This window comes from Citrobacter sp. Cpo090, from assembly GCF_030332665.1.
Taxonomy (GTDB): Bacteria; Pseudomonadota; Gammaproteobacteria; order Enterobacterales; family Enterobacteriaceae; genus Citrobacter; species Citrobacter portucalensis.
This window is the reverse complement of sequence record NZ_JAOWHK010000035.1, coordinates 349,902-362,429: the sequence shown is the minus strand read 5'-3', so window position 1 is coordinate 362,429 and position 12,528 is coordinate 349,902. Positions and strand designations below refer to the sequence as shown.

Below are 12,528 nucleotides of genomic sequence, written 5' to 3'. Positions count from 1 at the left end.
GCCATGCGATTGCGCAACGCGCGGCGCGTTCCTGAAAAGCAAAAAAAACGGGCCGCCTGAGCGACCCGTTTTCACCTGTAACCGAAATTACAGCAGTTCTTTTGCTTTCGCGACAACGTTGTCTACGGTGAAGCCGAACTCTTCAAACAGCAGCTCTGCCGGAGCAGACTCACCGAAGGTGGTCATACCGACGATAGCGCCATTCAGGCCCACGTATTTGAACCAGTAGTCGGCTATACCCGCTTCAATTGCCACACGAGCAGAGACTGCTTTCGGCAGCACGGATTCGCGGTAAGCGGCATCCTGCTTGTCGAACGCGTCGGTAGACGGCATGGAAACCACGCGCGCCTTCACGCCTTCGGCAGTCAGTTTGTCCCACGCAGCCACAGCCAGCTCAACTTCAGAACCGGTAGCGATGAAGATCAGTTCCGGTTGACCGTCGCAGTCTTTCAGCACGTAACCACCGCGAGCGATGTTTGCCAGCTGCTCTTCGGTACGCTCCTGCTGTGCCAGGTTCTGGCGGGAGAGGATCAGCGCGGTCGGGCCATCCTGACGCTCAACGCCATATTTCCACGCAACGGCGGATTCAACCTGGTCACACGGACGCCATGTGCTCATGTTCGGGGTCACACGCAGAGAAGCAACCTGCTCTACCGGCTGGTGAGTCGGGCCGTCTTCGCCCAGACCGATGGAGTCGTGGGTGTAGACCATTACCTGACGCTGTTTCATCAGCGCAGCCATACGCACCGCGTTACGGGCATATTCCACGAACATCAGGAAGGTGGAGGTGTACGGCAGGAAACCACCGTGCAGGGAGATACCGTTCGCGATAGCGGTCATACCGAATTCGCGCACACCGTAATGGATGTAGTTACCGGCAGTATCTTCGTTAATTGCTTTCGAACCAGACCACAGCGTCAGGTTAGACGGTGCCAGATCAGCGGAGCCGCCGAGGAATTCAGGCAGCAGAGGACCGAAGGCTTCAATCGCGTTCTGAGAAGCTTTACGGCTGGCGATTTTCGCCGGATTAGCCTGCAGCTTAGCAATGAACTCGTTCGCTTTTGCGTCGAAGTCAGACGGCATTTCACCTTTCATACGACGGGTGAATTCAGCAGCTTCCTGTGGGAAGGCTTTCGCATAAGCAGCGAACTTCTCGTTCCATGCAGCTTCTTTTGCCTGACCGGCTTCTTTCGCATCCCACTGCGCGTAGATTTCAGACGGGATTTCGAACGGCGCGTATTTCCAGCCCAGCTGTTCACGGGTCAGTGCGATTTCTGCATCGCCCAGCGGTGCACCGTGAGAGTCGTGAGTACCCGCTTTGTTCGGAGAACCGAAACCGATGATGGTTTTGCACATCAGCAGGGACGGTTTGTCGGTCACTGCGCGTGCTTCTTCAACTGCACGCTTAATCGCGTCAGCATCGTGGCCATCAACGCCACGAACCACGTGCCAGCCGTAAGCTTCAAAACGCTTCGCGGTGTCATCGGTGAACCAGCCTTCAACGTGGCCATCGATAGAGATGCCGTTGTCATCGTAGAACGCAACCAGTTTGCCCAGCTTCAGCGTACCAGCCAGGGAACATACCTCGTGAGAGATACCTTCCATCATGCAGCCGTCACCCATGAAAGCGTAGGTGAAGTGGTCAACGATGTCGTGACCTGGACGGTTAAACTGCGCCGCCAGCGTTTTTTCAGCGATAGCCATACCCACTGCATTCGCAATGCCCTGACCCAAAGGACCCGTAGTGGTTTCAACACCCGCGGTGTAACCCACTTCCGGGTGACCCGGAGTTTTGGAGTGCAGCTGACGGAAGTTCTGCAGCTCGGACATAGGCAGATCATAGCCGGTGAGGTGCAGCAAGCTATAAATCAGCATGGATCCGTGACCGTTGGACAGCACGAAGCGGTCGCGGTCAGCCCAGGACGGGTTAGTCGGGTTGTGGTTCAGGAAATCACGCCACAGGACTTCGGCAATGTCAGCCATACCCATCGGGGCACCCGGGTGACCGGATTTGGCTTTCTGTACTGCGTCCATGCTCAGCGCACGAATAGCATTGGCAAGCTCTTTACGTGAGGACATTTTGACTCCAGATCGGATAATGAAGGCCACGCCCTAAACGACTTGACGACAGCGCGTTTTGGGCTACGCCGGAAAAAAGTGCCAACAATGTAACCCAAGCCGCGTGTCATGTACATGGAGCATCCTTTTACCGCTTCAGAAATCTCTGGATCATGCGCGCAAGTTGCGCAATCTTCTCGCCCGCGTATTGTTCTTTTCTTTATACTTAGGCCGAGCGTCGGTTCACCTGCAAACGACGTAATTTTTAGAATAATCCTGACTTTGTGCGGAAGAGAAAAAATGAAAATTCGCGCTTTACTGCTTGCTACGAGCATGGCTGCGGCATTGACCGGCTGCCAGAACATGGACTCCAACGGACTGCTTTCTTCTGGCGCGGAGGCTTTTCAGGCCTACAGTCTGAGCGATGCTCAGGTAAAAACGCTGAGCGATCAGGCCTGTAAAGATATGGACAGCAAGGCTACTATCGCCCCGGCCAGCAGCGAGTACGCAACGCGTCTTGGCAAAATCGCCGCCGCACTTGGCGATAACATTAACGGCCAGCCAGTGAACTACAAAGTCTATATGGCGAAAGATGTGAATGCCTTTGCCATGGCAAACGGCTGTATCCGTGTGTACAGCGGCCTGATGGATATGATGACTGACAACGAAGTCGAAGCGGTGATCGGCCATGAAATGGGCCACGTCGCGCTGGGTCACGTGAAAAAAGGTATGCAGGTTGCGCTGGGTACCAACGCCGTACGTGCAGCGGCGGCCTCCGCAGGCGGCATTGTCGGCAGCCTGTCGCAGTCGCAATTGGGCGATCTTGGCGAGAAACTGGTGAACTCGCAGTTCTCTCAGCGTCAGGAATCCGAGGCGGATGATTACTCGTATGATTTGTTGCGCAAACGTGGGATCAATCCGGCAGGTTTAGCCACCAGCTTTGAGAAACTGGCCAAACTGGAAGCTGGACGTCAAAGCTCAATGTTTGACGATCACCCGGCATCCGCAGAACGTGCGCAACATATTCGCGATCGCATGAGCGCAGACGGGATCAAATAACCGTTAATCGTGCCGGATGGCGGCATGAACGCCTTATCCGGCCTACAAGCATCAACCAGCTGTAGGCCGTATAAGCGTTAGCGCCATCCGGCAAAACAACTTATTCGCCTTTCTTCGCCGCCTGAATGTACAGCATTTCCAGAGCCAGCGTAGCCGCTGCCAAAGCGGTGATCTCTGACTGATCGTAAGCCGGAGCCACTTCAACAACATCCATCCCGACGATGTTCAGATCTTTCAGACCACGTACCAGCTTGATCGCGCGATCGGAAGTCAGACCGCCAATTACTGGCGTACCGGTACCCGGCGCAAACGCTGGATCCAGGCAGTCGATATCAAAGGTCAGATACACCGGCATATCACCGACAATCTGCTTAACCTGGGCGATGATGTCATCTACGCTGCGATCGTTCACCTGGCAGGCATCCAGCACGGTAAAGCCGTTGTCTTTATCGAATTCGGTACGAATACCAATCTGCACAGAGTGATTCGGATCGATCAGCCCTTCGTTCGGCGCCGTGTAGAACATAGTGCCGTGGTCGAATTCGCAGCCGTTCGCGTAGGTGTCGGTGTGGGCATCAAAGTGCACCAGCGCCATTTTACCAAAGTGTTTAGCGTGCGCGCGCAGCAGCGGCAGCGTGACGAAGTGGTCGCCGCCAAAGGAGAGCATGCGCTTGCCGGCAGAAAGCAGCTTCTCAGCATGCGCCTGCAGTTTTTCACTCATTTCACGGGCATCACCGAACGCGTAAACCAGATCGCCACAGTCCACCACGTTCAGGCGTTCGCGCATATCGAAGTTCCACGGGAAGCGGTTGTGCTCCCACGCCAGGTTAGTGGAAACCTGACGGATTGCCGCCGGACCATGACGACCGCCCGCGCGGCCAGACGTTGCCATATCAAACGGTACGCCGGTGATCACCCAATCGGCGTCGCTGTCGTATGGCATGAAGTTCATCGGCAGACGTAAAAAACCAAAGGCGTTAGAAACCAGGGAGTTGTCGTATTGATGACCTAAGGTGCTCATGTACTGACCTCTTTAAAAATCGATGAAAAAAAATCCCCTCCGCGTCGTTAAGCCCGACGAGGAAGGGATTGATTTGGTAACTGCATATTTACGGCAAATTATCGCCGTTATTTTGTACGGATTCAAGTGAGAGCCATAAATGCTGCCCCCGCGGATTCCGACTGCCGGATGGCGGCTTCGCCTTATCCTGCCTACTTTCGTAGGCCCGGTAAGCGCAGCGCCAGCGGGCATTTATCGTTACTCATCTTCCAGATAAGTATAACCGTACAGACCGGCCTCAAACTCTTCGAGGAACTGTTGCTGCAGCTCGGTATCCAGATCGGTGTTCTTTACCTGGTCACGGAACTGCGTCAGCAGGGTGTTCGGATCCAGCTGCACGTACTGCAGCATATCCGCCACGGTATCCCCTTCGTCGGACAGCTCAACTTCTACGCTGCCGTCAGGGAAGACGAACACGTCAACCGCTTCGGTATCACCGAACAGGTTGTGCATGTTGCCGAGGATCTCCTGGTACGCGCCGACCATAAAGAAGCCCAGCATCGGCGGGTTCTCCGGGTCGTATTCCGGCATCGGCATCGTGGTCGCGATGCCATCACCGTCAACGTAGTGATCGATCGCGCCATCAGAGTCGCAGGTGATATCCAACAGCACCGCACGGCGTTCAGGTACCTGGTTCAGTCCTTCCAGCGGCATTACCGGGAAAAGCTGATCGATCCCCCACGCATCCGGCATCGACTGGAACAGCGAGAAGTTGACGTAAATCTTATCCGCCATACGCTCCTGCAGCTCGTCGATAATCGGACGGTGCGCGCGGTTGCTCGGGTCGAGTTGTTTCTGCACTTCATGGCACATGTTCAGATAAAGCTGCTCAGCCCACGCACGCTCTTGCAGGCTAAAGGTGCCTGAAGAGTAACCAACATGAATATCGTGCAGATCCATCTGGCTGTCGTGCAGCCATTCACGCAGCGAACGACGGGTTCCCGGTTCATGCATTTCTTGCCAGGTTTCCCACATGCTTTGCAGAGCACGCGGCGCATCGTCAGCCGGAGGCGTTGCTTCTGTGTGTTCGCTACGCTCAACGCCGATAATGTTAGATACCAGCACGGTATGGTGCGCGGTAACCGCGCGGCCAGATTCGGTGATTACCGTCGGATGCGGCAGACCGTGTTCTTCACAGGCGTCGCCAATAGCCCAGATGATGTTGTTGGCGTATTCGTTCAGGCCGTAGTTTACGGAACAGTCAGACTGCGAACGAGTACCTTCGTAATCCACGCCCAGACCACCGCCCACGTCGAAGCACTGGATGTTGACGCCAAGCTTGTGCAGCTCAACGTAGAAACGCGCCGATTCACGTACCCCGGTGGCGATATCACGAATGTTCGCCATCTGTGAGCCGAGATGGAAGTGCAGCAACTGAATGCTGTCCAGACGGCCGCGCTCGCGCAGAATCTCTACCAGCTGCAGCACCTGGTTTGCCGCCAGGCCGAATTTTGATTTTTCACCGCCGGAGGACTGCCACTTGCCGGAACCCTGCGACGCCAGACGCGCACGCACGCCGAGGCGCGGAACAACATTCAGGCGTTCAGCTTCATCCAGCACGATAGCGATTTCAGACATCTTCTCGATGACCAGATAGACCTTATGGCCCATCTTCTCGCCAATCAGCGCCAGACGGATATATTCGCGGTCTTTATAACCGTTACACACGATTACGCTACGGGTCATTCCGGCATGGGCCAGAACGGCCATCAGTTCAGCTTTGGAACCCGCTTCCAGCCCCAGCGGTTCGCCGGAGTGGATCAGCGATTCAATCACGCGACGGTGCTGGTTGACCTTGATCGGGTAAACGAGGAAATAGTCACCGTTGTAGCCGTAAGATTCACGGGCGCGTTTAAACGCGGCGTTAATCGAACGCAGACGGTGTTGCAGGATCTGCGGGAAGCAGAACAATGCAGGCAGACGCTGGCCCTGCGCTTCACGGGCTTTCACCAACTCAGCAAGGTCAACGCGCGCTTCGGGTACGTCCGGATCCGGGCACACGCTGATGTGACCCAGTTCATTGACGTCATAGTAGTTATTACCCCACCAGGCAATATTGTAAGTACGCAGCATCTTGCTGGCTTCCTGGGAACTCATTGCAACCTCCTGCATGGAGCGTAGTACACCGTGTTCGCCTGCTGACGAAGGCGAACCCAAAGAAATGTCGTCAGACATAGCGAACCTCAAATTTTATTAACAAGTGTAAAACAGTTGACTACTATCGCAATCCGAAGACGCGATAACAACCCAAATACAGGCAGAATTTGCAGCAGATAGTGCTGACGCTCCGACTGTGCGACCGGTTTCTTTTTCATATCAATGTAAACACGTAACCGAACTTAATGCTGACGGTTCGGCGAAACCACGAGAAAACTCTTGTTTACCAAGAGCGCCCTTGTTCAGTTCTTAGTGACCGTTACCGGCTCTTGAGTCCTGAGATACGCCGAGATGGGTATACACTTCATCCTTCATGCAGCCTCTTTGTTGGCTACGCTCATTCGCCCCAGTCACGTACTACTCGTACGTTCAGGGGACTCATTCACTTGCCGCCTCGACGCAGCATAAATGATTTTGTGTATATAACATCGACAGGTATGCAAAGCAGAGATGCAGATTGCGGGGGACATGTGTACACCAGGACGGTGCGACAGATTCAGCAGAATACAACGGTTCATTATCTCGTATCACCTCCACGGTTGCTCCTTACGGAACGAACCCACAAGCCAAAGCTAAAGTGTTAACCCGGCTGGAAGTGGCAACACGATGAAAACGTCGTGTGCTTTTGTCTATCCTAAATAATTCGAGTTGTGGGAAGGCGGCAACGCAGAGAGTCCCAGGGAGCTTACATGAGTAAGTGACTGGGGCGAGCGAGGAGCCAACGCACATGCAACTTGAAGTATGACGGATATGAGCCGCGCGCCGCGTTTTATACCGACAACAGTACGAAAATGCAAAAGATAAATATGCACATTGCCAGCACCGTCAGGAAAAATTTCCAGTTACATTTTCAGTACAATGCGACCTCAATCAAAAAAAGCTGGAAATCAGGCGAAGAACTGTCCTAAAATAGCCGTCCAGATGTTAATCCATCTATACCGATTAACACTCAGACTGCCAGTGTCCGTCATCTGCAGACTCATGGTAGAATCTTCTACACATGGCTATTCCACTCGACAGTTTGAGCTAACCAAATTCTCCTTAGGTGAAATTAAATATGGCAAAACACCTTTTTACGTCCGAGTCCGTATCAGAAGGGCATCCTGACAAAATCGCTGACCAAATCTCTGATGCCGTGCTGGATGCAATCCTTGAACAGGATCCGAAAGCACGCGTTGCCTGCGAAACCTACGTCAAGACCGGAATGGTTTTAGTTGGCGGTGAGATCACCACCAGCGCATGGGTTGATATCGAAGAGATCACCCGTAACACGGTTCGCGAAATTGGCTATGTGCATTCCGACATGGGCTTTGACGCCAACTCTTGTGCGGTACTGAGCGCGATTGGTAAACAGTCTCCGGACATCAACCAGGGTGTTGACCGTGCCGATCCGCTGGAACAGGGCGCAGGCGACCAGGGCCTGATGTTTGGTTATGCAACCAACGAAACCGACGTGCTGATGCCTGCACCTATTACCTATGCTCACCGTCTGGTGCAGCGTCAGGCTGAAGTGCGTAAAAACGGCACCTTATCCTGGCTGCGTCCGGATGCAAAAAGCCAGGTAACCTTCCAGTATGACGACGGCAAAATCGTCGGTATTGATGCTGTTGTTCTATCTACTCAGCACTCTGAAGATATCGACCAGAAATCGCTGCAAGAAGCCGTTATGGAAGAGATCATCAAGCCGGTACTGCCGACCGAATGGCTGACCGCTTCGACCAAATTCTTCATCAACCCAACTGGTCGTTTCGTTATCGGCGGCCCGATGGGCGACTGCGGTCTGACCGGTCGTAAGATCATCGTTGATACCTACGGCGGCATGGCGCGTCACGGCGGCGGTGCATTCTCTGGTAAAGATCCGTCTAAAGTTGACCGTTCCGCAGCCTATGCAGCCCGTTACGTAGCGAAAAACATCGTTGCCGCAGGCCTGGCTGACCGCTGCGAGATTCAGGTTTCCTACGCAATCGGCGTGGCGGAACCGACCTCTATCATGGTGGAAACGTTCGGTACTGAAAAAGTGCCTTCAGAGCAGCTGACCCTTCTGGTGCGTGAGTTCTTCGATCTGCGCCCGTATGGCCTGATTCAGATGCTGGATCTGCTGCACCCGATTTACAAAGAAACCGCCGCTTACGGTCACTTTGGTCGCGAACATTTCCCATGGGAAAAAACCGACAAAGCACAGTTGCTGCGCGACGCTGCCGGTCTGAAGTAATTTAAAACAGACTTAACGCCGCTTATGAAGACCAGCCTCACGCTGGTCTTTTTTTATACCTATCTCCCCTCCCACATCCATCGCCAAACCGCGCTGATCACTATTGTTTTAAATGAAAATGAAAGCGATTACATCACACCATATTTCCCTCTACCTTGAATTAACATCTCTTAGTCAGCACACTTGCATCACTGTTACATTACCTTTCATCATTGTCTTAAAACCAGGCGACTGACATTATTTAATCACAATAAATAATGTTAACTTTCAATGAATTAACTAATAAATCACGTAAATGCTAGTGTAAGCGATTACACTAATGTGATGTGATTCGCATTTTTTTACCCCGTACTCACCTACCCTTAACATCAACAAAACTAGCTACCCAACCGGAGGGCATCATGCCTGACAATAAAAAAACGGGGCGTTCCAACAAAGCCATGACATTTTTTGTCTGCTTTCTGGCAGCCCTGGCTGGATTACTTTTTGGCCTGGATATCGGTGTTATTGCCGGTGCTTTACCGTTCATCACCGACGAGTTTCAAATTACCCCGCACACTCAGGAATGGGTGGTGAGTTCCATGATGTTTGGTGCGGCTGTCGGTGCTGTCGGCAGCGGTTGGCTCTCCTTCAAACTGGGACGCAAAAAAAGCCTGATGATCGGTGCGATCCTGTTTGTTGCGGGTTCACTGTTCTCCGCCGCGGCGCCAAACGTTGAAGTCCTGCTGGTTTCCCGCGTACTACTCGGCCTGGCTGTGGGCGTTGCGTCTTATACCGCGCCGCTGTACCTGTCTGAAATCGCTCCGGAAAAGATTCGTGGCAGCATGATCTCTATGTATCAGTTGATGATCACCATCGGTATTTTAGGCGCGTATCTTTCCGATACAGCGTTTAGCTACAGCGGCGCATGGCGCTGGATGCTGGGTGTAATCATCATCCCTGCCCTGCTGCTTCTGGTCGGCGTTATCTTCCTGCCAGACAGCCCACGTTGGTTTGCAGCTAAACGTCGTTTTGTTGATGCCGAACGCGTCCTGTTGCGTCTGCGTGACACCAGCGCAGAAGCCAAACGCGAGCTGGATGAAATCCGTGAAAGCCTGCAGGTAAAGCAGAGTGGTTGGGCGCTGTTTAAAGAAAACAGCAACTTCCGTCGCGCGGTATTCCTTGGCGTTCTGCTACAGGTGATGCAGCAGTTCACCGGGATGAACGTCATCATGTATTACGCACCGAAAATCTTTGAGCTGGCGGGCTACACCAACACTACCGAGCAGATGTGGGGGACTGTTATCGTCGGTCTGACCAACGTGCTGGCAACCTTTATCGCCATTGGTCTGGTTGACCGTTGGGGCCGCAAGCCTACGCTGATCCTCGGCTTTATCGTCATGGCTGTTGGTATGGGCGTGCTGGGAACAATGATGCACGTGGGTATTCACTCGGCATCCGCACAATACTTCGCAGTACTGATGCTGCTGATGTTTATCGTTGGTTTTGCAATGAGCGCCGGTCCGCTGATTTGGGTACTGTGCTCTGAAATCCAGCCGCTGAAAGGTCGCGATTTCGGCATCACCTGCTCTACCGCAACCAACTGGATTGCCAATATGATCGTCGGCGCAACCTTCCTGACGATGCTGAACTCGCTGGGCAGCGCCAACACCTTCTGGGTCTACGGTGGCCTGAACGTACTGTTCATCTTCCTGACTCTGTGGCTGATCCCTGAAACTAAAAACGTCTCTTTAGAACACATTGAACGTAACCTGATGAAAGGTCGTAAACTGCGCGAAATTGGCGCACACGACTAATCACCAAAGGCTTCCTCCCCAGCGGAGGAAGCCTTCCTCTTGCAGTCCCATCCCTGTCGCACTATCCTCTGGCGTTATGAAAACCTCCCGTCTCCCTATCGCCATCCAGCAAGCCGTTATGCGCAGCCTGCGGGAAAAACTCGCCCAGGCTAATCTCAAGCTCGAACGCCAATACCCGGAGCCAAAACTGGTTTACCAACAGCGCGGCACCGCCGCAGGTACCGCGTGGCTACAAACCTATGAAATTAGGCTTAATCCCGTCCTTCTGATGGAGAACGTCGACGCGTTCATTAACGAAGTGGTGCCCCACGAACTGGCGCATTTACTGGTTTGGAAGCACTTTGGGCGCGTGCCGCCACACGGAAAAGAGTGGAAATGGATGATGGAAAGCGTGCTGGGCGTACCGGCCCGACGCACGCATCAGTTTGAACTGCAATCGGTCCAGCGCAAGACCTTTACTTACCGCTGTAAGTGTCAGGAGCACCAACTGACCGTCCGCCGCCATAACCGCGTTGTGCGCGGTGAGGCCACCTATCGCTGTGTTCACTGCGGCGAACCGCTGGTTGCAGAATAATCTTCAGAATTATCAGGAACTTTTCTGATCTAACTGATTGCATACTGGAATAACTTTCGCTACGTTGCGGGCTCGTTTTGACACGGAGTTTGTGATGTACCGTCATTTTTCTTTTGCTGCGGCCCTGTTAGCCGCTGCGTTTTCAGGCCCGGTTTTAGCCGAAGGCATCAACAGTTTTTCTCAGGCAAAAGCAGCTGGCGTCAAGGTTAACGCCGATGCGCCGGGCGATTTCTACTGCGGTTGTAAAATTAACTGGCAAGGCAAAAAAGGGGTCGTTGACCTCGAATCCTGCGGCTATAAAGTGCGAAAAAATGAAAACCGCGCCAGTCGAATTGAATGGGAGCACGTTGTCCCCGCATGGCAATTTGGTCATCAGCGCCAGTGCTGGCAGGACGGAGGGCGTAAAAACTGCGCCAAAGATCCGGTCTACCGCAAGATGGAAAGTGACATGCATAACCTGCAACCTGCGGTGGGTGAGGTAAATGGCGATCGCGCTAACTTCATGTACAGCCAGTGGAACGGTGGCGAGGGTCAGTATGGGCAATGCACCATGAAGGTCGACTTCAAAGAGAAAGTTGCCGAACCGCCGGCCCGCGCTCGTGGTGCCATCGCGCGGACCTATTTTTACATGCGCGACCAGTACGATCTAACGCTCTCCCGCCAGCAAACTCAGCTTTTTAACGCCTGGAATAAGCAATATCCGGTCACCGACTGGGAGTGTGAGCGTGACGAACGCATTGCAAAGGTACAGGGGAACCATAACCCATATGTGCAACGCGCTTGCCAGGCGCAAAAGAGCTAACCTACACTAGCGTCAATATTTTTAACCATGCCCTGGCCTTTCGCAGCCCAGGGCCATGACGCGGATGTTTAACTATGCGCATTCCTCGCATTTATCACCCTGAGCCAATCACTTCCGGCAGCCAAATTTCACTGTGTGAAGATGCAGCCAACCATATCGGTCGCGTGCTGCGTATGGGACCTGGCCAGGCGCTACAGCTGTTTGATGGCAGCAATCAGGTATTCGACGCTGAAATCACCCACGCCAGTAAAAAAAGCGTGGACGTGAAGGTACTTAACGCTGAACTCGACGATCGTGAGTCGCCGTTGCATATCCACCTGGGCCAGGTGATGTCGCGCGGCGAAAAAATGGAATTCACTATCCAGAAATCGATCGAACTGGGTGTAAGCCTCATTACGCCACTTTTTTCTGAGCGCTGCGGCGTTAAACTGGACAGTGAACGCCTGAACAAGAAGCTCCAGCAGTGGCAGAAAATCGCCATTGCCGCCTGCGAACAGTGCGGTCGTAACCGGGTGCCTGAAATTCGCCCGGCAATGGATTTGGAAGCATGGTGCGCGGAACAGGACGAAGGTCTGAAACTGAACCTGCATCCGCGCGCCAGCGCCAGCATCAATACGCTGCCGCTGCCGGTGGAGCGCATCCGCTTGCTGATTGGCCCGGAAGGCGGGCTGTCGGCAGATGAAATTGCCATGACTGCACGTTATCAGTTTACTGATATTCTGTTAGGACCTCGCGTTCTGCGTACTGAGACAACTGCGCTCACCGCCATTACTGCGCTACAGGTGCGTTTTGGCGATCTGGGCTAAGGCA

10 protein-coding genes and 1 pseudogene are annotated in these 12,528 nt (G+C 53.5%); 6 read left to right on the top strand and 5 right to left on the bottom strand.

Annotated elements, in window-relative coordinates:
• Window positions 1–87 precede the first annotated feature (87 nt).
• Complete coding sequence (tkt, locus tag OGY83_RS19895; RefSeq protein ID WP_079938664.1) at window positions 88–2,079, bottom strand: transketolase; 1,992 nt, start codon at window positions 2,077–2,079, stop codon at window positions 88–90.
• A 279-nt stretch (window positions 2,080–2,358) separates the two neighbouring features.
• Here tkt and loiP point away from each other — a divergent pair, with 279 nt between their 5' ends.
• Window positions 2,359–3,117, top strand: a complete 759-nt coding sequence (loiP, locus tag OGY83_RS19890; RefSeq protein ID WP_237857533.1) for a metalloprotease LoiP — start codon at window positions 2,359–2,361, stop codon at window positions 3,115–3,117.
• A 100-nt stretch (window positions 3,118–3,217) separates the two neighbouring features.
• Here the strand turns inward: loiP and speB are convergent, their stop codons facing one another.
• The 4 genes and pseudogenes from speB to yqgG form a co-directional block, all read right to left on the bottom strand.
• Entirely contained in the window at window positions 3,218–4,138 is a 921-nt protein-coding gene (gene speB, locus OGY83_RS19885) for an agmatinase (RefSeq protein ID WP_003027056.1), read from the bottom strand.
• Between the two features lie 237 nt (window positions 4,139–4,375).
• Window positions 4,376–6,352 (bottom strand): biosynthetic arginine decarboxylase, encoded by a 1,977-nt coding sequence (gene speA, locus OGY83_RS19880; protein ID WP_071692619.1) that lies wholly within the window; start codon window positions 6,350–6,352, stop codon window positions 4,376–4,378.
• 8 nt (window positions 6,353–6,360) lie between these two features.
• The gene (gene yqgB / locus OGY83_RS19875; protein ID WP_003027062.1) at window positions 6,361–6,492 is read right to left on the bottom strand and encodes an acid stress response protein YqgB; all 132 of its coding nucleotides are present in this window, start codon (window positions 6,490–6,492) and stop codon (window positions 6,361–6,363) included.
• 258 nt (window positions 6,493–6,750) lie between these two features.
• A pseudogene (yqgG, locus tag OGY83_RS19870) lies at window positions 6,751–6,852 on the bottom strand (small protein YqgG); the annotation flags it as partial.
• A 539-nt stretch (window positions 6,853–7,391) separates the two neighbouring features.
• On the opposite strand from yqgG, the gene metK reads away from it, so the two are divergent.
• From metK to rsmE, 5 genes are all read left to right on the top strand, one after another.
• Entirely contained in the window at window positions 7,392–8,546 is a 1,155-nt protein-coding gene (metK, locus tag OGY83_RS19865) for a methionine adenosyltransferase (RefSeq protein WP_020996311.1), read from the top strand.
• Between the two features lie 401 nt (window positions 8,547–8,947).
• Window positions 8,948–10,342, top strand: coding sequence for a galactose/proton symporter (gene galP / locus OGY83_RS19860; protein WP_008785766.1), 1,395 nt, complete (start codon window positions 8,948–8,950; stop codon window positions 10,340–10,342).
• 76 nt (window positions 10,343–10,418) lie between these two features.
• On the top strand, window positions 10,419–10,916 hold the full coding sequence (locus OGY83_RS19855; protein ID WP_003825440.1) for a SprT family zinc-dependent metalloprotease: 498 nt from the start codon (window positions 10,419–10,421) through the stop codon (window positions 10,914–10,916).
• 94 nt (window positions 10,917–11,010) lie between these two features.
• Entirely contained in the window at window positions 11,011–11,718 is a 708-nt protein-coding gene (endA, locus tag OGY83_RS19850; protein ID WP_153752287.1) for a deoxyribonuclease I, read from the top strand.
• A gap of 74 nt (window positions 11,719–11,792) precedes the next feature.
• The gene (gene rsmE, locus OGY83_RS19845; RefSeq protein WP_008785768.1) at window positions 11,793–12,524 is read left to right on the top strand and encodes a 16S rRNA (uracil(1498)-N(3))-methyltransferase; all 732 of its coding nucleotides are present in this window, start codon (window positions 11,793–11,795) and stop codon (window positions 12,522–12,524) included.
• Window positions 12,525–12,528: the final 4 nt, after the last annotated feature.

Coding starts and splice junctions, on each gene's coding strand:
- OGY83_RS19855 (WP_003825440.1), top strand. CDS start 10,419: ATGAAAACCTCCCGTCTCCCTATCGCCATCCAGCAAGCCGTTATGCGC.
- speA (WP_071692619.1), bottom strand. CDS start 6,352: ATGTCTGACGACATTTCTTTGGGTTCGCCTTCGTCAGCAGGCGAACAC.
- galP (WP_008785766.1), top strand. CDS start 8,948: ATGCCTGACAATAAAAAAACGGGGCGTTCCAACAAAGCCATGACATTT.
- endA (WP_153752287.1), top strand. CDS start 11,011: ATGTACCGTCATTTTTCTTTTGCTGCGGCCCTGTTAGCCGCTGCGTTT.
- yqgB (WP_003027062.1), bottom strand. CDS start 6,492: ATGAAAAAGAAACCGGTCGCACAGTCGGAGCGTCAGCACTATCTGCTG.
- tkt (WP_079938664.1), bottom strand. CDS start 2,079: ATGTCCTCACGTAAAGAGCTTGCCAATGCTATTCGTGCGCTGAGCATG.
- speB (WP_003027056.1), bottom strand. CDS start 4,138: ATGAGCACCTTAGGTCATCAATACGACAACTCCCTGGTTTCTAACGCC.
- loiP (WP_237857533.1), top strand. CDS start 2,359: ATGAAAATTCGCGCTTTACTGCTTGCTACGAGCATGGCTGCGGCATTG.
- rsmE (WP_008785768.1), top strand. CDS start 11,793: ATGCGCATTCCTCGCATTTATCACCCTGAGCCAATCACTTCCGGCAGC.
- metK (WP_020996311.1), top strand. CDS start 7,392: ATGGCAAAACACCTTTTTACGTCCGAGTCCGTATCAGAAGGGCATCCT.